The following is a 23675-nucleotide window of genomic DNA, read 5'->3' on the forward strand; positions in this document are numbered from 1 at the left end:
ATTAGGCGAAGTGAGGGGACTATACTGGGCTCATACCTAATAAGAGGAACCATCATGAAACTCATCATCAAATCAGTATTGGCAATCAGTATTTTGGCTACAGGCTCTGCTCATGCGTTCGAATTAACCAGCAACGATATTCAAGAAGGTCACCCAATGGCAAAGACTTTTGAATACTCTAGTTGGGGTTGTGACGGCGATAATCAATCACCACAATTGATGTGGAAAGATGCACCAGCAGGTACCAAAAGCTTTGCTATCACAGCTTATGATCCAGATGCACCGACTGAAAGTGGCTTCTGGCATTGGGTTGCGTTTGATATCCCTGCAACTGTGAACGAGCTACCTCGCGGTGTCGACATCTCTAAAGTCGGTGGCAAAGAAGGTCGCATTGATTACGGTACAGTTGGCTACGGTGGCGCTTGTCCTCCAGAAAAAGATGGTATGCACCGTTACCAGTTCACGGTTTGGGCATTACCAACGGACAAACTTAACCTCGACGAAAATACGCCGTCGGCTGTGGTTGGATTCACGTTGAACAGCATGGCTTTAGACAAAGCTAAACTGACCGCAACTTATACACGTTAATAGCTTATGTACGTTAAAGCTTATACACGTACATAATAAGTAAACAAGGGGATGAGATGAATCATCAATATCAAGTGACGATCTTTCGTGCAGAGCAGTTACAAAAACTGCGTAATGTGAGGATTCTATCCCCTAGTATCATTCAGATTATTACAGGCAGTAAGCGCCTGTTTTGGAAAGATTCAGCGGCAGAGCTCTCACATTCTGAGCTGTTGTTGTGTGAGGCATCAGCTTCACTAAGTTTTGAGAACATGCCCCACAAAGGGCGCTTCTTGTCGCGAGTGTTCAGCTTTCAATTCCAACCTTCTCAGGCGATGCTTGATTTAAGTGAGGAACGGTCGAATGATCTGGGACTGCCTACAGTAAAAGCGGATCGAAACTTACAAGACTCACTCAATGCTCTGTTCTCTTTTGATACACAGAGCATGAGCAAAGAGACTCAACAGTTTTGGTTGCAGGGCTTGTACCAGCAATTAGCTGAAAAAGGGGTGTTGCATCTATTGTTTGTCAGTGCCAACGTCTCGTTTAGCCAAAAGCTCAGCCATTACCTTTCACATTCACCAGATGAGAAACATCCATTAGAGTCGGTGGCGGAGCGATTTGCGATGAGCCGAGGGACATTGATTCGGAAGCTCAAACTGGAAGGCATGCAATATCGAGAGGTACTGGCTGAAGTTCGCTTGAGTCACGCGCTTTATCTGATGCAAAACGGACAGCAGAATGTGGCGATGTTGGCTCAGTCTTGCGGTTACCAATCGGAAGGGCGTTTTAGTCAGCGCTTTAAAGGCAAATTTGGTTTGTCGCCAAGTGAATACATCAAAACCGTCGTCAGCCATAGAGTCGCGAGCAAATAAAGTCGCGATACCATAATCATTCTGTTTGCCTAAACGCTCACTTTCTTATCTCGTGCTGCCAATGCCGCGAAAATCGTGCACGCAAAGGCAACAGATGCGACCAACAGAATCGGCACACTCCAAGAATCTGTCTGAGCATGAAGCTTACCCACCAGCGTTGGACCAGTGGCTGCAAACGCATAACCGATTCCCTGAGCCATACCCGACAATGATGCGGCTTGGCTGCTATTCGATGTACGCAAGCCAACAAAAGAGAGCGCGATAATAAATGTCGAGCAGTTGGCTAATCCAAACAGTCCCACCCAAAAGATCGCAAACTCAGGCAAATACAGAAGACCAATCAATCCAACAAATACACTCGATGCACATAGAGTGATGAGCCATTGTTGATTGTCACTTTTGGCTAAGAACGGCAGTAACAGCAGCCCCGGAACCATAGTCGAAAATTGCAGAAATCCATAAATGTAGCCCGCGTCGATTTCGCTGTAGCCAAGATCGTTCAATATCTGTGGCAACCAGCCAGCCAAAGAGTAGAAGGTAAATGAGTTAAGCCCAAGCGCTAACGTTACTTGCCACGCTACGCCGCTTTTAATCATCTGTTTCATCGGCAGAGGTTTGTCTTGTTGCTTGTTATTGTTGGCTGAAGGTGAGCGTTTTCTGATTTTAGGCAACCAGATCATCAAAGCTAATATTGGGAATATTAGGTTCATTAACAGTGCTAATTGCCAACCCGTGATCGTAAATAAGGTTAGATTTGAAAACGGCACCATCAAACTTGAGCCTAACGTCGACCCGATGCCCATCGTAAAGATGTACAGAGAAGTCACAGTAGCGATGCGTGTCGGGAAGCTAACTTTCACTACTACAGGCAACAACACATTACCAATCGCGATACCAAGCCCGATCATCACCGTGCCGATATACAAGGTTGGGGTTAACCCAGCAGAGCGCAGTGTAATACCCGTAGTGATCAGAACTAAGCCTAATAACAGGCTAGGCTCTAGACCAATTCGTTGGGATATCTTGGTGACTAATGGTGAGAATAAGGCAAAAGTTAACAGTGGCAAAGCTGTTAAGAAGCCTGCAGCCGATGACGTAAGGTTGAGGCCTTCCATAACCTGAGAAAGCACAGGAGCCAAGCTCGTAAAAGGCCCACGAAGGTTAAGTGCTAGGAATAGAATCCCTAACATCACGAAAATGCTATTACGAAGAGAGGCGCTCATAGGTTGTTCTACTGTTTGCTTATGAGAAGACAGGCTAGCCTACAGATCATTGAATGATTACACAAATACCGTTTAAATAGGTTTACTAATGATTGAACCTGCGCAGTACGCGCTTAGCCAGAAAAGTCACCCATGACTGTATTAAATATCGACAAGCTCATCTCGGACTTCCCACTGCTTCAACAATTGATTGCATTGGAAGAAGTGGTTTGGTTTAACCCAAATGTGACGACTCTGGAGCGCGGTTTGCTTTATGTGGGTTTAGGCGAACAAGATATTCACGATGCGAGCATGAGGCTGCAAAGGTTTGCTCCTTATCTAGCCAAGGCGTTTCCTGAAACTCAAGCGACCAATGGCATCATCGAGTCTGAGCTTGTTGACATTCCATCTATGAAATCAGCATTGGGAGCACATTATCAGCAGCCAATAAAAGGGCGTTTGATGATGAAGAAAGACAGCCATTTGCCGATTTCAGGTTCAATCAAAGCGCGTGGTGGTATTTATGAAGTACTAACACATGCCGACAAGCTTGCGATTGAAGCGGGGTTACTGTGTGAGAGCGATGACTACAGCAAGCTGCTCGAACCTGAGTTTCGTAACTTCTTCCAACAATACAGCATTGCGGTAGGTTCAACGGGTAATCTAGGTATGTCGATCGGTATCATGAGTGCAAAATTGGGTTTTACGGTCTCTGTTCACATGTCGGCAGACGCGAGAGCTTGGAAGAAAAGCAAACTTCGTGAGCATGGCGTCAACGTTGATGCAAATATGAGCTGCTAAAAAGATAAGTCATGATAGAAGAGTGTTGTTTATAGCTTGTACACACTCTTTCTCACCTCTAAATCCCACCTTAATTCAAACAATAACTTGCGCAGATCGTTATCCAAAACACACATTTTATAAATTAAGCTTCTTAGATGTTCTAACTATCAGTTAGGTTGAGTGGCATTCAACTTGATAGGGGTTGAGCAATGCAGACGGACAAAGTGATACAGACAAGACACATAAACACACCAGAAAAATTACTCCAGCGTTTAGATGCGATTGGGGAGTCTTTGGAAGCATCGGGTAAGGCTCATGCTTTGCTGGGATTGGGCTCAGTAGGTATTGAAACAGAACGACTTGATCAGTATTCAGATGTCGATTTTTTCGCAATAGTGCAAACAGGGCACAAGCAGTATTTCTTAGACAGTTTGCATTGGCTATCTGATATTCACTCAATCGACTACGCAGTGAGAAATACCGTCGATGGCTATAAAGTTCTGTACGCTGACGGAATCTTTTGTGAGTTTGCAGTGTTTGAACCCCACGAGTTAGCGCACATTCCGTTTGCTGAAGGGCGTATTGTTTGGCAGCAACATGAATTTGATACACAGTGTTGTGTTTCACCAATAAAAGGGGAGACAGACACTAATTCCCAAGATTGGATCATTGGTGAGGCTCTAACCAATCTTTATGTGGGTATGTCTCGTTATAACCGAGGCGAAAAGCTGTCGGGCAGTCGGTTCGTTCAATCTTACGCACTCGATCGTTTGATCGATCTTGTGGATCAAACTGAACAGTCTGAGCCTGAATTCGTTGATGAATTTATGTCGGATAGAAGGCTAGAAGCACGCTTCCCTAAGTTTGCCCAATTGCTACCAACCTTTACCCAAGGCTACGAGCGCACCGCTGAATCGGCACTTGCCCAACTAGCATTCCTCAACACCCACTTCGCAGTCAACCAAGCCATGTGTGACCGAATCTCTGAACTGTGTTCCAGTAAAGATTAAGCTTATAGCGTGTGAATCCCCAAGCCTAACTGACACCACCTTTCAGATGATAAGCGGCGGGCAACCTAATTGAGCTCTCGAATTATTATTCTTAAGCACTAAACCCGTACGCTTTTGTTTACTCTTCAAGACCGTGACTGTTCGTGTTTACTCCGCTTATCACTGGATGTCGTCAGCCAAATAAAATACAATCGAACAATGTTTTATTAATTCGTGCTTTATCATTATGATGAGAAACTTACTCATATTCATCGTTAGCCTGTTCTTCTTAACAGCCTGTTCTTCAACGAGTAATCGTCAGCTAGACGACGAGACATTGAGCAACGAAGACGCTATGTCGAAAAGTATAGAGGGAGAGAGTAATCTCGAGACTTCAAAGGATACAAACGCTGAGACCAGCGTTGATTCTTCCCATGATTCAATCGTTAATCATCAACCACTCACTAACCTTGATTCAAATAAAGACACGATAGCTCACGCCAATGCAGAGCCAGAATCAGTGGAGCCTTCTCAAATAGAAGCGACAGAAACAACTGAAAGCGATGCTAAGAGTGGCGGTGAAAAAGGCATCGGAAGCTATTTTATTCGTCATAATAAACCGACTAAGACGGTGATTAAATCACTAGAGGGCGTGACAGATGCATTGAACGTCATGACGTTTGGGATATTTGCCACCGGTAACGGTTAATTCGTTAACCTAGAACGACAACCTAATAGATAGAATGAAACGTGAAGGCGAGCCAGATGGTTCGCCTTTTTTGGTCTTCTAAATCTGGCCACCATTCTTCCTAAGAATCGTGTTCACTTATCTGAGCGCTGAGTCAGGCGACGGTTAACGAAAATAGGAATTATTAGTTCTGGAAGGGAGTCGCCGAATTTACCCTGTTTGACTTGTTATATGCATCAAGGGTTCTAATACTCATCCCAAAGTAAGCAATGAAATCTAATCTTACAAAGACAACTCTTATATTCACTTACGAGCATAGTAAGATGTTTGCTGTTAAGTAGGTTTAGTTATCAATATTCTAGGGAAGAAAAATGAAGAATAAGAGTGTGTTTTTAAGTGTCGCGATGGTGATATTGTCAGCTCATACAAATGCATCAGATGCGAACCATGAGTCTGTATCAGATGGAGTTATCGCAGAACAAAGAGCGAAGCTTTCTGAAAATACCCAAGGGCAAGGTTTTGGACCGCAAGCTCCACGAGATTTGGGTTCATTAGAAGGTAAAAATACTAGGCTGTTCTCGGATGCCCCTGATTCAACAGCGATGAACTTATGTAATATTCACTTCCATAAAAATGCTGAGCATAAAGGTGGAGAGTTTACTCAATACGCTGGTAACGGTGATGGTAAGGGATTCCAGAGTGGCTTTAAATACACAGGCAAGCTGAGTTCTGCTGAGCTGAAACCATTTGAGGGCAAGGTTTGTCCGAGCGAGCATGGTTCTTTGCATTCGGGTGACACCATTGAAGTTCACTATGTTTATTCAACGGCGCAAGTTGAACCGGGTGAAACACTGGGTGCTTGTTTTAACGATGCGATTACCAACCCGCAACTGCGTGTAGAAACCCAAGTTTACGTATTAGTGAATGACGACAAAGCACCCGACTTTGAAGCGCTCGCTAAACATTCAAAAGTGAACGGCTTACACCAAGCACCAAACATCCCACAAGATACGGGCTCAGCGATCCAATACGCAGGCTCTACAACGGGTCCTGGTTATAATGAGCAAGGTTCACCTTTCCAAGTAACATGGAGCGTTAGACCACAAGTCGCGAAAGTAAATATCGCGACAGTAGGTAGCTGGTGTGAAGGCAATGACTTTAACGAAGATCACGCCCACGGTGTGAGAAACTTGGTGGTTAACCCCGAGTTGTTATCACCCATTCGTAACGACTAAACGATTCTGGCGAACAAAATGATTAAGGCGAGCCAATAGGTTCGCCTTTTTTATGCCCTAACGAAAAGTACTTAGGTTTAGGTTTAATTAAGTCTGGTGGGTAAATTACGTGCGACACTTATTCAATACATGAGTTGTGTAAATCGTATTTAGTAAAAAACGTTCTTTACCAGAATCGAAGCTCCATGATACGTTCATGATCAATTATGTTGGGTTATAGAAAAGGACAGTCCAATGTCATTAGAAAGTGCGATTACATTCTTTATTGCCATGTTTGTATTTGGTATTACTCCGGGGCCTGGCGTCTTTGCCATTTTAGCTCGTGCTATGGTTCAAGGATGGCGAAAGTGCGTCACGCTTTCGTTAGGTATGATATGCAGTGATCTTATTTACCTTGCGCTTGCCTGTTTCGGTCTAGCAACGATTGCCGAGAATTGGTCGATTGCGTTTGAGGTGATTCGCTATGTTGGTGCAGCTTATTTGATTTACTTGGGCTACAAGATGTTTAAGAGCCTGCCTGAAGTGCAAGGCTCTGCGGAACTTGCGGCCAAACAGAGTCAGAAATCTGAACTCGCGAGTTTCGCGCAAGGCTTTTTGATTTCAGCATCGAACCCTAAAGTGATTCTGTTTTATATTTCGTTCTTGCCGACTTTTATTGATCTGACTGTTCTGCGCTCACAAGATATCGTATTAGTTTCTGCTTTAGCATCTGTTGCTCTGATGTCAGGCTTAATGCTTATCGCTGTGGGCGCGGGCAGAATGGCAGGTTTGTTAAAAACGCCACGCGCACATAAAAGGTTAAACCAAAGTGCTGGTGGAATAATGATTGCTGCTGGCTCATATTTGGCGATCAATCGATAAATACGAATCTTTAAACAAAAAGGCGAACCGATGGGTTCGCCTTTTTAGTTGGATATAAATGCCATCGTTTAAACAGAGACTTGTTTGTTAGTCACAATGGTGCAATTATTTAACGAGTGATATTACTCAGATGCATGTCTTATGATGACTATCGAACAACAGCTTTCTCGGCTGGATCTAAACTTATTGGTGTCGTTAAGTGTTTTAATCAAAGAGAGGAACGTAACGCGAGCTGCCAATACCTTGTATCTGTCTCAGCCTGCGATGAGTCGTACCTTAAGTCGCTTGCGAGAGTTGTTTGATGACCCACTGTTCTATCGAGAGTCTAATGGCTTAGTGCCCACGCAAAAAGCGCTAGAGCTACAAGCACCTTTAGAAGAGTTGCTATTGGCTATGCGAAGCCTAGTAACGAAATCTGCGTTTGATCCTGCTGAATGTGTTCAAACCTTTGTTGTCTCTGTACCGCCATTAATGAGTCGGATGCTTTCTGTTCCCCTTGCTGAACGCTTCATGCACGATGCTCCAAACGCCAGTCTTATCGAATATCCCATTGCGAAAACGCCCACCAGTCAACTGCTGTCACGAGATGTAGATTTTACTATTCACATCGAAGCCCCTAGCAATCCAATCGAATTTCCATACGTGAGTCTTGGGCAGATCTATCCGGTATTTTATGTTTCTGAACATCACCCTTTAGCGAAAGCGAAAAATGTAACGCTTGAGCAGTGCCTCGAATCTCGTTTTGTTGACCTCACGCTCGATATTCGCTCGAATTATGGGCTGCAACACCCTGTAGACACTTACTTAGTTAAGAATGGAATGCAGAGAGATATTGCCTTTAAAAGCGGGCAGCTTCTTACTTTGGTGGAAGTGATGCAGAGTTCGAATACAATTTTGGTTGCGACTCACAAATTGACTGAACTAGAGGGAATAGGCGACAAAATAGTGCCGATATTCTCTCTAGATAATGTTCCCGAATTAATGTTCGAACTGTTTTTGATTGAGCATAAGAGAACCGTTACCAGCCCAGCACACCAATGGTTTAAGAACTTAGTCGTGTCTGTGATTGAAGACGTTGTTTGTGAAAGCTGACCTCAACGTCTTTGCTAACACCGCAGCCTAAGTTAAGTTCACCGCTTAGTTCAGATTCCAATTAAACCTAAACGGTGTTCTTTGGGTTTTGGGCGAGTCATTGATGGCTTTTAACAGTGTTTTGGCTTCTGTTAGTGAAACTGAGAGGGAGGAAGAAACTGAGCCTTCAGTATTTTTTGCGTAGCCAAGCTTCAATAGCTTCTTCCAAATGTTGTTTGATTCAGAATCTAGAGGCAGTTGAAGCGTGCCTTTCGACAAGGTTTTTCGCCCCGTAATCTCATAGATAGTTTGCACCGCTTTGCTGTATTGCTTTTCTTCAACGTGTCGAAAAAATTGAATACTCAACTTTTTGGTATTCAATTGCTGGCGTGCGACAAAATAACGCTTTAAATCAATAAAATGCTTTCCGATTAGGCGATCAATTGTAGCAAGGAATATTCCCGTAATGACCAAGTAATACCAATATTGGCTTAGCCAATTCGATAAGGTTTGAGCCCCGTCGCTCGATCCTAAAGTGTTGCTTAGTGAGTCTAATAACTTTGCGTCACCGACTTGAAGCGTTTGCTGCTCAACAGTCAATGATTCCAGCTGATTGGTCTTTGTGTTCCACCATGTCATGGTCTGTTTTGGTAAGACGACTTTCCCTTGTTCTTGAAGAATTAACGTTACCTGTTGTTTGAGTGTCGCGGTATTGCTTTTATTCAGGCGATTAAATACGTTTTCTTTGACTGCTGGTTTGCGATACAACTCAACGCCGGAAATGTCTGGGATGTTGATCTCCGGTAGCAGCATCATGTGTGAGTTTGCCACGCTCAATGTATACGTTGCAGTGACAGCGTGGCCAACTTCGAACTCGTCGGTTAACGGACGATCAGTTGATATTGAAAGCTCAGCATTTGGGCTAACAACCAACGCGTCAGTATCAATGTTGCTTACGGGCATTTTGGATGTAAAGTTAATGGGTTGCGATTGAATTGCCCCTTCAACAACGTTGTCGCTGGTAAGCTCTACACTAACGGGAATGTTCAATTCAGGGACGGTAAACTCGCCAGCTTGCATAGGGTACAAGTAGTAGCGTGCTTTTTGTGTAAACCACTTAATGCCTTCAATTGTGCGTGCTGAACGAGCGACTTTCTGCTCATCTTTCTTTACGACCGTGTTGGGCATATCTAAGTAAGGTAATGCCAACTCTTCTTGAAAGGGGCGGGTACTCAATACTTCAACGTCGAGTGCGACTTGTTGTTTCACAGCGACATCTTGAGTTTTAAGTTCAACGTTTAGCTTCAATTCACCGTCACTGACAAGCTGGTCTAGGTTAATAGCATTGGCAGGCATTGAAATTAAAAGTATCATCGCGGATAAGACAGCAAACCAATGTTTCAGAGGGTCGAATGCTCGGATTGTCGATTTAGTTTTGTTCATTGCTGTATTCCTGCTGAAATTTTTGTCTTAGAAACTTAGATGGATTTTGTCTGACCTGTTTTAGCCAGACTTGGTCAGAGATCACCAGCTCCTTCTGACTCCCTTCTTTTGGTTCGTCGTCGACCAATTTCCTATCATCAATGACTTTTTCTGAATCTTGTTTTGTCGGTGGTGTGTTCTTGATCTTCTCTATCGCCGCTTCCACAACGGCTAGGTTGTTGGTCGCTTGTTCTAAATACTTTTCGTTGTTCAATAGTTTGTTGTAAAGCGCCGTGGCTTTATCAAATTGGGCTGTATGAGCGTAGCTGTTCGCGACGATAAATTTAGCGAAATCAGTCAGCGCTGCCGATTTGCCACCTTGTTTACTTACTTGTGTGCTTAATTGGTCAATCGCGCCAAGGAAATCACCAGATAAATAACGACTGTAGGCTTTCCATGTTGGATCATCGAACAGAGCGGCACTTTGCGCGTAGTTGCCTTGTTTGAACTCGACATAAGCGTGTTGATCGTTGGATAGCCAAAAATCAAAAAATGAGTGCTTATCGGCTATTCCCCAAATCAGATTTCCTGCAATAAGCACAAGCAACAAGTGCATTGGCTTAAGTTTGGATAACCAAGCTAAACGACTGGATTGGTTCGGAGTCGAAGAGGTTGGCTTCGTTAGATTACCGAACTTATGATTCACTACCTGTTTATTATTTACCACTGTAGCGTCCACCCTTTTCTAAACCACATCAATTGAATTGGCAGCAACAAGAACAGCAACCAATAGCCCGCGTCTAACCAAGGTAGGGCGTTATCGCTGACCGCAAACAGGTTGTTTTGAATGCCTTGATAAACCGCTTCTACATCGCTAGCGTCGTGAGTGAATGAAACCATGTTTCCATGACCTGCTTGCGCCAGTTGTGACAGTGAAGCGAGTTGAGTTTCTGTTAAACCTGCCGTGCCATTTCCGCCACTTTGTGGGGTTTCGCCCATCGCCCAAACGATCACTTGGTGTTGCTGTTGTTCAAACGCTTTAGTGAATTCTTCTATCGCTTGGTCATTGGTCTTGTCCGTCAGTATCAAAACCGTTGATGGTGCTTTTGCTTGTGAGATTAGCTCGAGCGTTGGCTTTAACACCGAAGCCGGTTTGCTCTCGTTATCTGGCAACAAGCTTCCATCCAATACATCGAGAAAGTATCGCGTTAACTCTTTATCTTTGGTGACAGGCATAGCGACATGCGCACTGCCGCCGTATATCACTAACCCGGTTTTTGCATCACCGCGCAGTTCAACAAGCTGATTGATCTTCTGTTTAGCACGCTCTAATCGTGACGGCTGAATGTCGGTTTTATTCATTGAATCAGAGACATCCAAGGCGATCACCAGCTCGGAATTGTCTTCAAAAAATGGTGAAGGTTGTTGTTGCCACGTTGGACCCGCCATAATGAGCGTGGCTAGAACCGCAAACACCAAAAACAATCGATTAGGAGAAACCATACGCACTCGATTTTGGTTGAGAGACAGGTGTTCCACCATGTTTTTAGACATCACAGGTTGCCACTGCGCGACCAAATCGTCTTGTTGAACGAGTGCACGATAAAACAACACGAACGGGACCAGTGCAAACAACCATAATGGGCGCATGAAATGAAACTGGGTGATATCGCCACCAAACAATGTATTGAAATCAGTCATTTGTTAGCTCCTCTCTACGGCGAATAACGCGCTTTATTTCTTTTTTACGACGCAGATTTGCACCAAACACGATTAAGGCAGCAAGTAGGTTGCTCACCAGACACACGCCAAATGCATAGTGGTGCAAGCTGTGTTTAGGACGGTGAGATAAAAGCTCGAACTCTTGCTGTTCTAGTTCATCTATCGTTGCGTAAGCTTGATCGAGTTGCTTTCGGTCCATGGCATGAAACATCTGCCCGCCAGTTGCTGCTGATACCTTCTCCAATGTTGGAAGATCCATCTTGTAGCGACCTTTGGTACTCGGGTCACCAATTGCAATGGTGTAAATCTTCACGCCATATTTGGCGGCGATTTCCGCGGCTTTGACAGGAGGCAGTTTCGAGCTTGTGTCATCACCATCGGTTAGCAGAATCATCACTCGCTGACGGCTCTGTTCTTGTTCGAATACGGCAATTGATAAGCCAATCGCATCGCCAAAAGCGGTTTGAAATCCGGCGTAGCCAAGTTCAACGTCTTCGAGCAGCGATTGCCATACGTTAATATCCTCAGTAAATGGCGCTTGAACATAAGCGGAGTCGGCAAACAAGATTAACCCTAAGCGGTCATGTTCTCGCTGGGCCGCGAACTCACGTAATACCTGCTTTGCAATCGTTAAACGGTCGTGTTTGTTACCTTGTTTATCGGCAAAATCCTCTTCTGACATCGAACCTGACAGATCAAGTGCGACCATAATTTCACGAGCGGATTTCTTTTGTTCTATTGGTTCGCCCACCCACATCGGTTTAGCAATCGCGGCGACTAAAGCGAGATAGCTGATAATGACTAATAGCCATTGCACTTTGCGACGGCTCATCTTGACCGCGGTTTTAGAGGGCTCTTGTGGAGACACGGCAATCAGGCGATCAAAAAAGGGCACTTGAATCGCGCTTTTTGACTCTTTGTAAACAGGCAATAACCAATACACGGTAAAGGGTAAGCAGAGCAGTGCAAACGCTATCGGGTATTCAAATTCAATCATGTGACACCTCGTGATGTTTTATCCAAAGTGCAACGTTCTCCATGATGGCGTTTCGTTTTTCTCCCGTTAATGTCGCTGCTGAAGAGTAGGCGAGCTGAGCAAGTACGCCTGAGAGTTCTGATGTAGAGAACTCGGTTGAAAATTGACGCTTGGTGCAATGGTCATCTAACCATTTTTCCCAATCTGTGCCGGTTAAAGGGGCGACCTCTATACGAGGGAAGGCATACAATGCGGTTCTTCGTAGCAGTTGTGGTAGCTTTTGAAATGATGAAATGTCACCAGACTGAGCCTCCAAAGAGAGTTGCTCGAGTTCTACCAAGGCAGCGCGTCGGTATGTGTTTGCTAGGTACTTTTGAATAACTAAATAGACACGATATAAAGCGAAGCAAAACAGCAACAAGAGTAGCCAGTACCAGCCTGGAGCATTCGGTAGCCAAGAGATACTTTCTGGCAAAGAAGGCTCAGACAAAGAGGCCATTAATGGATTCACATTTTCTGGCTGTAAAGGCTCAAGCCCAGTGTTAGTCGTCATAGTCTGCATTCTCAGTTATTTAACTCGCGCCGAGTGCTTTTCTAAGCTGAACATCGGTTGGATCGACGGTGTTGAATGGCAATACAGGGATTCGATATTTCTTCGCCACTGCCGTGAAATTATCTATGGCTTGAACCACGTCTTTGGCAAATGCATCGCGTAACTGTGCTTCTTGGCCTGATACGGATAATTGCAATTGCCCGTCGCTGAGTACCATCTTATTAAGCGTGGCTAAATCATGCTCTAGTGGGTCGGTAACATGACACAACACTACATCGTTGTGCTGACACAAAGCCTTGATTTGTTCTTCGCTACGCTCGTTATAGCCGTAACCATCGGTAATCAAGATCACTAACCCATCATGCTTAACCAACCTTTGCGCCTGATGGAACAATTTAGCGAATGAATTGGATTGTGTGCCTTGAGCCTTTCCCGCTTTGAGCTGCTGATTCTTACTCGCAATCTCATTGAGTATTTTGAGTACATGATTTGCGCTGCGTTGTGGTGAAATAGGCAGAGCAGTACTGTCGTTATAGATAATGGCGCCCACACGATCGGTACTGTCTATGACTTTCCAAGCAATCAAAGCTGCGATTTCTGCAGCAACTACAGATTTCATTCGACCTGTGCTGCCAAAGAACATGCTGGTGCGCTGATCGACCATGACATAAACGTTACGCTCGCGTTCTTCAGAGAATATTTTGACGTGTGGCTTGCCCGTTCTATTCGTCACTTTCCAATCCATGGTGCGAATATCGTCACCAATCTGATAGTGACGCATCTCTTCAAAGTTCAATCCACGTCCACGTAGTTTAGATACATGACGACCCGTTAACGCACTGTTGATTGGCTGATTAGGTAGAAAGTCAAAGCCATGCGCCTTGTATTTCAACAATCGCAATGCCTTTAGATTGGTATAGATATCGGGATCAAGTGTTGGTTTCGTCTCCATGGTGACCTCTCGCGTTACGCTACTGCAACTTGAGACAAAATCTCATCGATGACTCTGTCTGAACTGACGCCTTCAGCCAGTGCATCGTACGATAGAATAAGGCGGTGGCGCAGAACCCCATGAACCACGTTACGAACATCATCAGGGTCGACAAAGTCCTTACCGTTTAGCCATGCCATCGCTCGTGAACACTTGTCTAACGCGATGGTTGCACGCGGGCTTGAACCAACACCAATCCATTGTGAAAGGGGTGACTCTGGGTACAACTCTGGTTGTCTTGTTGCCACCACAATCGCGACAATGTATTTAAGAACCGCGTCGCTACAATGAATGTCGCGTAGCTGATCACGAGCATCAAAAATACACTGCGGATCAATGGGGGCGGGCTTCTCAGTGCTTGGTTTTTCCTCACTGCGAACCATCTTAATGATCTGCTCTTCGGCATCCGCATCTGGATAATCGAGATTTATTTTCATGATAAATCTGTCCATTTGCGCTTCTGGCAGCGGATAAGTACCTTCTTGTTCAACCGGGTTTTGTGTCGCTAAAACCATGAATAGATCAGGCAGTTTGTAAGTCTTGCCAGCTACAGTGATTTGACGCTCTTCCATTGCTTCCAACAATGCAGCTTGTACCTTTGCTGGGGAACGGTTGATCTCATCCGCCAGCAATAGATTGTTGAAAACTGGGCCCGGTTGGAAGGTAAGCATCGGTTTGCCGTCTACATCTTGATACACCTCTGTGCCTGTTACGTCCGAAGGCAACAGATCTGGAGTGAATTGAACACGACCAAGGTCAACTTGTAGGGCAGAAGCCAATGATTTGATAGAACGAGTCTTTGCTGTTCCGGGTAATCCTTCTAGCAGAACATTACCATTTGTAAGTAGTGCAACCAGTAATGTGTCAACCATATGTTGTTGGCCAATTACCGAGGATTCCATCTGCTGCTTTAGTTGGTTTATAGAGTCTAAAGTTGGGTTCATTTGCTTACCTATTGACTAATTAATCAAGTGAGATTCAGGTCACCAGATGGCGAAAAGATAAATATTGTTAGTTAAAGCAATTATTTAAATCACCTTTGCTAAGGGTAGTCGAAAATAATTTCGACATACGCGATCAACATATCTTTGTTAACGACTCACCTTGGAAAGACTGAATTGCATGGTCTATAAATAGGCTACTGTATTGTTTGCATTTTAATCAAGAATAAAGGTTGATAAGTAACATTACTTCGCTGCATATCTCTTATACGGCGATGTCATTTGTGAATTTATGCTGCCTTGATAACATTGTTCACAAGTTGAGCGGTTAACGAACTAACTGTTCGAACAAAAACAAATGGACTATGTATTGATTTAGCGTTATCGATTTTATTAGAGGTCAACAATGAAAAAATTAGCATTAGTAGTTTTAGGTTTAAGCGCAGTTTCTCTTTCTTCTTACGCAGCTGAAGAAGTTTCAACTCTTACAGAGTTCTTCAATGCAGATGGTGAAGTGACTACCGTCGACAATTACGCGGTGTACGAAACATCACGCCAATATTTGAAAAACCAAGAGCTTGTTGGCGTTAATAAATTCCTACACAAGCGCGAACTAACGCCAACCGATAAACAGCCTGTGGTTCGAATGAACCGAGACACTTACTACTCAATGGCTGTGATTAACGTTTCGCAAGGCGCGACGATTACGTTGCCTGAGATTCCTGAAGGCAAATACATGTCGATGGAAGTGATTACAGAAGACCACCGCATTCAGCCAATGCAATACGGTTCTGGTACGTTTGATCTTTCTACACATAGTGGTGACCACGTGTATGTCATCGTTCGTACCGATGCGACGTTCACCAAAGATGAAGTTCATAAAATCCAAGATCAGATGAGCATTGATGCAAAAGCAGACGGCAAATTTATGGCAATGCAAGTGGATGAGAAATCATTCGATGAGGTAGAGAAAAACCTTAAAATGGAAATGCCGAAACTACTGAAACGCGATGGTGCTCAGGCGACGTTTGGTATGTTTACCAGCCCTGAAGATGCTTCAAAAGAGATGTTTACCAAAGAGAAGTACGCAGTGGGTGCGGCTATCGGTTGGGGTGGCGCGCAGTTAGATGACAATATTTACGAAGTCTCTGGTAACTTCCCAGCAGACACTTGTCATCAGGCAACCTTTGATGATCCTAAGAACCAAGCGTTTTGGTCGGTAACGGTCTACAACAAGCAAGGTTTCATGTTTGGTGAAGTGGCGAACGTAAGCTCAAACACGGCTGAGAAAAATGCAGACGGCACTTACACCGTAAGCTTTGGTTGTGGTGATGATGCAGTAAACAACATCAAAACAGAAAACGATTCTGGTGTGTTTAACTTAGCTTTCCGTCATTACATTCCAAGCCAAAAAGTACGTGATGGATTCCGAGTGCTTCCTTACGTGAAAGCAGTGAACTAATGTTGTGATAGTCGTACAACGATTATAGATGCGCGTTATTACCAAATGGCAATAACGCGCTTTTTTGTATTAGCTTATAGGTCTATCTTAGTTTAACAATGGAGTACTTGCTGGTGGCAAGTCACGCTTCTTAATTACGTATCGCAAGCGAAGCAACATCAACGCAGCTGATACGCTTAATCCCGTCAGAATACCAATCCAGAAGCCTTCTTCACCCATTGCTGGAACAATGTGGTCTGTTAAGCCCAACACCATACCCAGTGGTAACGCTAAGCCCCAGTATGAAGCGATAGCTAAGATCATCGGGATCTTGGTATCTTTATAACCACGCAGTGCACCGTTAGCAGACGTTTGTAATGCATCGCTGAACTGGTACATCGCAGTAAAGGTCAACAATACTGCTGCTGTTGCGCTAATTGCAGGGTCGGTGGTGTAAAGCCTAATGATCCACTCAGGGAACAGCAAGAACATCGCAACCGAAAGCAATGAAATTAACGCTGCAACCAAGATACCGACTTTGCTGCGCTCAATCGCTCCGAGTTCGTCTTTTTCACCCAAAGCGTGTCCAACACGAATCGTAATGCCAAACGAGATACTCATTGGAATAACGTAAGTCAGACTCGAGATGTTAAGTGCAATTTGTGCTGCTGCTACGTTCTCTGCACCAATACGGCCGATCATAAGAGCGATTACCGCAAAGATACTGCCACACACCGCGATGTTCATCCCGATAGGTAAACCTAACCTTAAAAGATGAAGCATCTCTTTTGCTTTTGGCTTAGCGTCTGCAAAGCTGATGATGGTTTTGTAATGATGATGGCCTTTAATGTAGGAATACAGCATTCCCGACATTAGCCAATACACTAAGCTCGTTGCCCAGCCACAGCCAACAGCACCCATTTCAGGGAAACCAAACTTACCGTAGATAAGCACGTAGTTGACCGGAATGTTAATCAGCAAACCAATTACCGAAATGATCATCGGCACTTTGGTGTTGTTCATACCTTCACAGAAGCCGTTCAAGGTGTAGAACAGGGCAATACCCGGAACACCAAAGGCTAGGGCAAACGCATAGTCACTGCCGATAGGGATGATTTCAGCGGCAACACCAATCCATTCTAGGATCGGTTTCGCACTCACCAAGTAAGCGATAAGCAGCACACTCGCGATTAATGCCAACCAAACCATCTGGAAGAATTCAACAGAGATACTTTGAAAGTCACGTGCGCCACGGTGGTAAGCGACAACAGGCGTTAACGCCATAATCACGCCACGCAGTAGCAGCAACACAGGAATCCAAAGGCTAGTGCCGAGAGCAATAGCGGCAAGATCGGCAGGGCTTACTTGGCCAGCCATTGTCGTATCGACAAATCCCATCGCTTGGGTAGCTATTTGAGTCAAAATGATTGGAATCGAAAGATGCATAAGCGCACCCGATTCACGAGTAAAAGGACGAAGTTTCGTTAGCATGGAAGTTCACAACACCAATATAAATACACGAATGATGGCAGGATGGCCGGTGTGCATTTTAGGATGTGCCCCGTTGGGCGGGCGACAATATAAACACCTTACCGTATAGGGTCAAGCATTGGATTTATAGAGTTTAACTAACTCTGAGATAGGAATAGGTTCTAATGGTTAAGATACTAGTCTAATGTCCATAAGCATATGATTTTAATGGAAATGAAACTAGATGATGAATTTCGACATTTACCTATTAAATTTTCAAATGGGCATCACAAATTACTGTTATATCTATTACCTAGAATTTATTCTTTAACTGTCTGATAATAGGTCAATATATTTCTATTAAAGGTATAGATATGGAATCGAAAGTTGAGTTGTTGGCATTACTTGCTCAAGAGTATTGTGATTATTGCGAAATACCAGTGAGTGAAGTCCAGAAAAAGCGTGAAAAGAAGTCGTTTATTAATGGTCTTATGACGGCATCGAGAGTCATCGGGGTTAGCTTTGATGAGCTAAACGAGATTGTTGGCGCTAATACTGAGTCAAAATTTGACAGTCTAGACGACAAGCTCGCTATCCCAACTTACATACGAAATAAAATTGAGCTTGAGAGATAGCCAGCAGATCGGCGACGCGCATAGTTAATTTGAACACTATGTACCATATTCTGTTTGATTGGGTATAGAGAGATTTCTACTGCCACAGAGCCAGTAGAAACACTAAAAGACCAATCCCAAGCGTGACTTTTAGAAGTAAGCCAAGAGGGGCTCCACCTTTTGGTGCTCTGTTACAACATCCCATAATTAATTCCTAATTCAGTGTTGGTTTAGATCAACCTTAAACCTTTCCCTTACGGTAAGGTCAATGCTTAATTAGCCATATAATCTGGAATCAAAAAACAAAAAAGGCGAACCAAACGGTTCGCCTTTGTCTATTCAGATTCTACAAAAAATTAGTCTTCGTAGTTGTCGATGCTTGGGCAAGAACAGATTAGGTTACGGTCGCCGTATACGTTGTCTACACGGTTAACTGTAGGCCAGTACTTCGAGTTCTTCGTTGCTTTCGATGGGAAACAACCAAGTTCACGAGAGTAAGGGCGATCCCATTCTGCGCCAGAAAGGTCAACTTGTGTGTGCGGTGCGTTCACTAGAGGGTTGTTGTCTAGTGGCCATTCCCCCGCTTTCACTGCTGCCATTTCGTGACGGATTGCGATCATCGCTTCACAGAAACGGTCTAGCTCTTCTAAGTCTTCTGACTCAGTTGGCTCTACCATTAGTGTGCCAGCTACTGGGAAAGACATCGTAGGCGCGTGGAAACCGAAGTCCATTAGACGCTTAGCAATATCTTCTTCGCTGATGCCTGTGTCTTCTTTTAGCGGGCGAATATCGATAATACATTCGTGCGCTACGCGGCCGTTAGTACCACGGTAAAGAACAGGGTAGTGAGGACGTAGTTTTTCCATCACGTAGTTCGCGTTCAGAATCGCTACTTTCGTTGCGTCTGTTAGGCCTGGTTCGCCCATCATCGCGATGTAAGCCCAAGAGATAGGTAGAATTGAAGCACTACCTAGATCTGCAGCTGATACTGCGTAGTCAGAACCTTGTACACCATTTTCGATGTGACCTGGTAGGAAAGGTGCTAGGTGCGATTTAACGCCGATAGGGCCCATACCTGGACCGCCACCACCGTGTGGGATACAGAATGTTTTGTGTAGGTTCAAGTGAGATACGTCTGAACCGATGAAGCCAGGTGAAGTTAGGCCTACTTGAGCGTTCATGTTCGCGCCGTCTAGGTAAACCTGACCGCCCGCTGCGTGTACTTGTTCACACACTTCTTTCACTTGCTCTTCGTATACGCCGTGCGTAGAAGGGTAAGTGATCATGATGCTTGATAGGTTTTCTTTGTGCTTCTCGATTTTCGCTGCTAGGTCTGTCATGTCGATGTTGCCATCTTCATCACACTTAACAACCACTACCTTCATAGAAACCATAGACGCTGTTGCAGGGTTAGTACCGTGCGCAGAGCTTGGAATCAGACAAACGTTACGGTGAGCTTCACCGCGGCTTGCGTGGTAGCGTTGAATCGCGATTAGACCTGCGTATTCGCCAGATGCACCAGAGTTAGGCTGTAGTGAGAAATCGTCGTAACCAGTGATTTCACATAGCTTCTCTTTAAGATCTTTCGCTAGCGCTGTGTAACCCGCCGCTTGCTCTAGAGGTGCGAATGGGTGAATTGAACCAAACTCAGGCCATGTTACTGGAATCATCTCAGCAGCAGCGTTCAGCTTCATCGTACAGCTGCCCAGTGGGATCATGCCGTGCGTTAGTGAGAAGTCTTTGTTCTCAAGCTGTTTTAGGTAACGCATCATTTGCGTTTCGCTGTGGTGCGTGTTGAATACTGGGTGAGTTAGGAACTCTGATTCACGACGGCAGTTTTCTGGAATTGCTGCAAACTCGTTTGATGCAATGTCGGAAGATAGCGCTTGAACGTCTTCTTTTACGTCGAAGATAGCGAATAGGGCATTCACGTCGTCGACTGTAGTTGTTTCATCTAAGCTGATACCGATTTTACCAACAAGTCGACGAAGGTTGATGTCTGCTGCTTGCGCTTTTGCGTACAGTGCATCTGTCTTGTCTTCTGTGTTCAGCGTGATGGTATCAAAGAAGCTGTTGTTCGTTAGCTCGTAACCCGCTTTAGTCAGGCCAGCCGCTAGGATAGCTGTCATGTGGTGTGTACGACGAGCAATAGTACGAAGGCCTTCTGCACCGTGGTAAACCGCGTAGAAAGACGCCATATTTGCTAGAAGTGCTTGAGCTGTACAGATGTTCGATGTCGCTTTCTCGCGGCGGATGTGTTGCTCACGAGTTTGCATTGCCATACGTAGTGCTTGGTTACCGTGAGTATCGATTGAAACACCGATTACACGACCTGGCATTGTACGCTTATGCTTTTCACGAGTACCCATGAATGCAGCGTGTGGACCGCCGTAACCCATAGGAACACCGAAACGCTGAGCCGAACCGATTACTACGTCTGCGCCCATTTCGCCAGCTGGCTTAAGTAGAGCAGAAGCAAGTAGGTCAGTTGCAACCGTTACAAGAGTCTTGTTTGCTTGAGCTTTCGCAATGATGTCTGTTAGGTCGCGAACTTCACCTGTTGTACCAGGGTATTGAACCAACGCACCAAATACGTCTTGCTCTGGAAGTGTTTCAAGAGCACCAACCATTACTTCAAAACCGATGTACTCAGCACGAGTTTTAACAACTTCTAGTGTTTGAGGGTGAACATCGTCAGCAACGAAGAATACTTTGCTCTTGCTTTTACCAGCACGCTTACACAGTGTCATCGCTTCGCCAGCCGCTGTCGCTTCATCAAGAAGAGACGCGTTCGCGATTTCCATACCAGTTAAGTCCATTACCATTTGTTGGTAATTCAGTAGAGCTTCAAGACGACCTTGAGAAATCTCTGGTTGGTATGGTGTGTAAGCTGTGTACCAGCCTGGATTCTCTAAAACGTTACGTAGAATAACGTTTGGAGTGAATGTGTTGTAGTAGCCTTGGCCAATGAAAGTACGTTTCACTTGGTTTAGGTTAGCGATCTCTTTAAGAGAGGTCAGCATGTCCATTTCGCTCAGTGGCGCAGCAAGTGTCATTGGTTTTTCAAGACGGATTTGTGCAGGAACCGTTTCGTCGATCAGTGCTTCTAAGCTAGTCGCGTTGATCGCTTCAAGCATTTTTTGCTGGTCTGCTTTATTAGGGCCGTTATGACGAGCAACAAACTCGTTTTGCGTACCCAAGTCTTTCAGTAATTGGCTTTGAAGTAATTCAGTCATGATATGTTCTACTTTCTCTCTGGAGCCGTGAGCTAGCCCCTAAAATTAAGCTGCTCCAAAAGAGCAGCTTTATCGTAATGAGGTTACCTATTAGTCTTCTTCGATAGAGCTTAGGTATTCTTCCGCATCTTTAAGGTTGTTTAGTTCAGACGCATCAGACATCTTCACTTTAACAATCCAACCACCTTCATAAGGTTCTTCGTTGATTAGCTCTGGGCTATCTTCTAATTCTTCGTTGATTTCTACGATTTCGCCAGAGATTGGTGCGTAGATATCAGAAGCAGCTTTCACTGATTCAACTAGAGAGAAGCTTTCGCCAGCTTCAATTTCGTCATCAGTGTCAGGCAGGTCAACAAACACAACGTCACCTAGCATCTCTTGAGCGTGCTCAGAAATACCAATAGTCACAGTACCGTCACCGTTGTCTTTTACCCACTCGTGGCTGTCTGCAAACTTTAGTGTATTGTCCATTGCTTATTCTCCAAAAATTTATGAGGTTTTAATTTAAATCTTAAAAACGGTTTAACGGTAAAGAGGGAAGCGTTTGCAAAGCTCTTTAACTTGCTTGCGAACACGTTGCTCAACTTCAGCGTTGCCTTCAGGGCTTTCAACTAAGCCGTCAAGAACATCGCCGATCCATTCACCGATAAGTTTGAATTCTTCAGTGCCAAAACCACGACTGGTTCCAGCTGGCGTACCTAAACGAATGCCAGAAGTAATCATAGGCTTCTCTGAGTCGAATGGTATGCCATTTTTGTTACATGTGATCCCTGCACGCTCTAATGCTTCTTCAGTTACGTTACCTTTCAAGCCCTTAGGACGAAGGTCAACCAGCATTAGGTGCGTGTCTGTTCCGCCAGTCACAATGTCACAACCGCGAGTTTGCAACACTTCAGCAAGAACTTTTGCGTTGTCGATCACTGAATCAATATAAGTATTAAATTCTGGGCCAAGTGCCTCGCCAAACGCCACTGCTTTAGCCGCGATAACGTGCATTAATGGGCCACCTTGAAGGCCAGGGAACACTGCAGAGTTGATCTTTTTGTTGATGTCTTCGTGGTTAGTCAGAATCATGCCGCCGCGTGGGCCACGAAGTGTTTTGTGCGTTGTTGTAGTCACAACGTGTGCGTGTGGTAGTGGGCTAGGGTGAGCACCTGTCGCGATAAGACCCGCGATGTGTGCCATATCGACCATTAGGATAGCGCCAACTTCGTCAGCGATTTCGCGGAATTTAGCGAAGTCGATAACGCGTGGGATAGCACTACCACCTGCAATAATCATTTTAGGTTGGCATTCGATAGCGAGAGCGCGTACCGCTTCGTAATCGATTTCAAGAGTGTCGCGGTCTACGCCGTATTGAACTGCGTTGAACCATTTGCCTGAAAGCGCAGGGCGCGCACCGTGTGTAAGGTGACCACCAGCGTCTAGAGACATACCTAGGATAGTGTCGCCAGGTTGAAGTAGGGCAAGTTTAACTGCGCCGTTCGCTTGAGCGCCAGAGTGAGGCTGTACGTTTACGTATTCACATTTGAACAGCTGCTTAGCGCGTTCGATTGCGATAGCTTCTACTGTATCTACGTGCTCACAACCACCGTAGTAACGACGGCCTGGGTAGCCTTCTGCGTATTTGTTGGTTAGGCAAGTGCCTTGAGCTTGCATTACTGCTTTAGAAACGATGTTCTCAGAAGCAATAAGTTCGATTTGTTCGTTTTGACGAGTGTTCTCTGCTTGGATTCCAGCAAATACTGCGTCGTCAGTCGCAGATAGGTTCGTAGAGAAAAAACTGTCTAAGCTATGGTTTTGGTAAGCGTTCATTGTCGAGACCTTTCATTAAGCTAATGGTGATTGTTTTTATAGTCCATTAGGTCTTACGTTGATTTCTGCATCGGTATCGTTTGCGCTATATAGGTATAGTTAAACGTGAATTGCGTTATAAATATACTCTTACAGCGTCTAAGCGATCGTTGTAGGGGCAATGCAGCACGAATTGGTTCCCAAAAATTTCGGGTAAAAAACAGCTCTTACAAATGTTAAATCT

The 23675-nt window shown here is 44.7% G+C and carries 21 protein-coding genes and 1 pseudogene; 10 read left to right on the plus strand and 12 right to left on the minus strand.

Annotated features, from left to right (window positions below):
• Positions 1-54: 54 nt before the first annotated feature.
• Together AB4558_RS20935 and AB4558_RS20940 are read left to right on the plus strand one after the other, a co-directional pair.
• Entirely contained in the window at positions 55-588 is a 534-nt protein-coding gene (locus AB4558_RS20935) for a YbhB/YbcL family Raf kinase inhibitor-like protein (protein WP_372159070.1), read from the plus strand.
• 56 nt (positions 589-644) lie between these two features.
• Complete coding sequence (locus AB4558_RS20940) at positions 645-1442, plus strand: helix-turn-helix transcriptional regulator (RefSeq protein WP_017060497.1); 798 nt, start codon at positions 645-647, stop codon at positions 1440-1442.
• 29 nt (positions 1443-1471) lie between these two features.
• Here the strand turns inward: AB4558_RS20940 and AB4558_RS20945 are convergent, their stop codons facing one another.
• On the minus strand, positions 1472-2665 hold the full coding sequence (locus AB4558_RS20945; protein WP_017060496.1) for a CynX/NimT family MFS transporter: 1194 nt from the start codon (positions 2663-2665) through the stop codon (positions 1472-1474).
• A gap of 132 nt (positions 2666-2797) precedes the next feature.
• Here AB4558_RS20945 and AB4558_RS20950 point away from each other — a divergent pair.
• The 6 genes and pseudogenes from AB4558_RS20950 to AB4558_RS20975 form a co-directional block, all read left to right on the plus strand.
• Positions 2798-3424: pseudogene (locus tag AB4558_RS20950) on the plus strand (D-serine ammonia-lyase); the annotation flags it as partial.
• A gap of 212 nt (positions 3425-3636) precedes the next feature.
• Positions 3637-4437: a hypothetical protein gene (locus AB4558_RS20955; protein ID WP_065583740.1), complete on the plus strand. Its 801-nt coding sequence runs from the start codon at positions 3637-3639 to the stop codon at positions 4435-4437.
• A 226-nt stretch (positions 4438-4663) separates the two neighbouring features.
• Positions 4664-5125 carry a hypothetical protein gene (locus AB4558_RS20960; protein WP_372133300.1) on the plus strand — a complete coding sequence of 154 codons (462 nt, stop codon included), beginning with the start codon at positions 4664-4666 and terminating at the stop codon, positions 5123-5125.
• 350 nt (positions 5126-5475) lie between these two features.
• Positions 5476-6339: a delta-class carbonic anhydrase gene (locus AB4558_RS20965; RefSeq protein WP_372159071.1), complete on the plus strand. Its 864-nt coding sequence runs from the start codon at positions 5476-5478 to the stop codon at positions 6337-6339.
• Between the two features lie 234 nt (positions 6340-6573).
• Positions 6574-7200 carry a LysE family translocator gene (locus tag AB4558_RS20970; protein WP_017066602.1) on the plus strand — a complete coding sequence of 209 codons (627 nt, stop codon included), beginning with the start codon at positions 6574-6576 and terminating at the stop codon, positions 7198-7200.
• Between the two features lie 141 nt (positions 7201-7341).
• A complete protein-coding gene (locus tag AB4558_RS20975; RefSeq protein ID WP_017092124.1) occupies positions 7342-8292 on the plus strand; it encodes a LysR family transcriptional regulator in 951 nt (316 codons plus the stop codon).
• Between the two features lie 45 nt (positions 8293-8337).
• Here AB4558_RS20975 and AB4558_RS20980 read toward each other — a convergent pair whose 3' ends face one another.
• The 7 genes from AB4558_RS20980 to AB4558_RS21010 are packed head-to-tail and all read right to left on the minus strand — an operon-like array spanning position 8338 to position 14879.
• Positions 8338-9714, minus strand: coding sequence for a BatD family protein (locus AB4558_RS20980; RefSeq protein ID WP_372159072.1), 1377 nt, complete (start codon positions 9712-9714; stop codon positions 8338-8340).
• Positions 9701-10420 carry a hypothetical protein gene (locus tag AB4558_RS20985; RefSeq protein WP_102453650.1) on the minus strand — a complete coding sequence of 240 codons (720 nt, stop codon included), beginning with the start codon at positions 10418-10420 and terminating at the stop codon, positions 9701-9703. Before AB4558_RS20985 ends, AB4558_RS20980 begins: the two co-directional genes overlap by 14 nt.
• Complete coding sequence (locus AB4558_RS20990) at positions 10414-11394, minus strand: VWA domain-containing protein (protein ID WP_372159074.1); 981 nt, start codon at positions 11392-11394, stop codon at positions 10414-10416. The genes AB4558_RS20985 and AB4558_RS20990 overlap by 7 nt, the downstream gene beginning before the upstream one ends.
• A complete protein-coding gene (locus AB4558_RS20995; protein ID WP_372159075.1) occupies positions 11387-12412 on the minus strand; it encodes a VWA domain-containing protein in 1026 nt (341 codons plus the stop codon). Before AB4558_RS20995 ends, AB4558_RS20990 begins: the two co-directional genes overlap by 8 nt.
• Positions 12405-12944, minus strand: coding sequence for a DUF4381 domain-containing protein (locus tag AB4558_RS21000; protein ID WP_372159076.1), 540 nt, complete (start codon positions 12942-12944; stop codon positions 12405-12407). The genes AB4558_RS20995 and AB4558_RS21000 overlap by 8 nt, the downstream gene beginning before the upstream one ends.
• A gap of 19 nt (positions 12945-12963) precedes the next feature.
• The gene (locus AB4558_RS21005) at positions 12964-13896 is read right to left on the minus strand and encodes a DUF58 domain-containing protein (RefSeq protein ID WP_372159077.1); all 933 of its coding nucleotides are present in this window, start codon (positions 13894-13896) and stop codon (positions 12964-12966) included.
• 14 nt (positions 13897-13910) lie between these two features.
• Positions 13911-14879 (minus strand): AAA family ATPase, encoded by a 969-nt coding sequence (locus AB4558_RS21010; RefSeq protein ID WP_372159078.1) that lies wholly within the window; start codon positions 14877-14879, stop codon positions 13911-13913.
• Between the two features lie 403 nt (positions 14880-15282).
• Here AB4558_RS21010 and AB4558_RS21015 point away from each other — a divergent pair, with 403 nt between their 5' ends.
• Positions 15283-16338, plus strand: a complete 1056-nt coding sequence (locus AB4558_RS21015; protein ID WP_136973497.1) for a DUF1254 domain-containing protein — start codon at positions 15283-15285, stop codon at positions 16336-16338.
• An 87-nt stretch (positions 16339-16425) separates the two neighbouring features.
• On the opposite strand, the gene AB4558_RS21020 is transcribed toward AB4558_RS21015, so the two are convergent.
• Positions 16426-17808 (minus strand): MATE family efflux transporter, encoded by a 1383-nt coding sequence (locus AB4558_RS21020; protein ID WP_372159079.1) that lies wholly within the window; start codon positions 17806-17808, stop codon positions 16426-16428.
• A gap of 353 nt (positions 17809-18161) precedes the next feature.
• On the opposite strand from AB4558_RS21020, the gene AB4558_RS21025 reads away from it, so the two are divergent.
• Positions 18162-18422 carry a hypothetical protein gene (locus tag AB4558_RS21025; RefSeq protein WP_372159080.1) on the plus strand — a complete coding sequence of 87 codons (261 nt, stop codon included), beginning with the start codon at positions 18162-18164 and terminating at the stop codon, positions 18420-18422.
• A gap of 335 nt (positions 18423-18757) precedes the next feature.
• Here the strand turns inward: AB4558_RS21025 and gcvP are convergent, their stop codons facing one another.
• The 3 genes from gcvP to AB4558_RS21040 all read right to left on the minus strand — a co-directional run bounded on the left by gcvP (position 18758) and on the right by AB4558_RS21040 (position 23452).
• Positions 18758-21637 (minus strand): aminomethyl-transferring glycine dehydrogenase, encoded by a 2880-nt coding sequence (gene gcvP, locus AB4558_RS21030; RefSeq protein WP_372159081.1) that lies wholly within the window; start codon positions 21635-21637, stop codon positions 18758-18760.
• 90 nt (positions 21638-21727) lie between these two features.
• Entirely contained in the window at positions 21728-22108 is a 381-nt protein-coding gene (gcvH, locus tag AB4558_RS21035; protein ID WP_017064654.1) for a glycine cleavage system protein GcvH, read from the minus strand.
• Between the two features lie 51 nt (positions 22109-22159).
• The gene (locus AB4558_RS21040; RefSeq protein WP_372159082.1) at positions 22160-23452 is read right to left on the minus strand and encodes a serine hydroxymethyltransferase; all 1293 of its coding nucleotides are present in this window, start codon (positions 23450-23452) and stop codon (positions 22160-22162) included.
• Positions 23453-23675: the final 223 nt, after the last annotated feature.

The organism is Vibrio sp. 10N.222.51.C5 (assembly GCF_041474575.1).
GTDB classification, from domain to species: Bacteria; Pseudomonadota; Gammaproteobacteria; order Enterobacterales; family Vibrionaceae; genus Vibrio; species Vibrio crassostreae_C.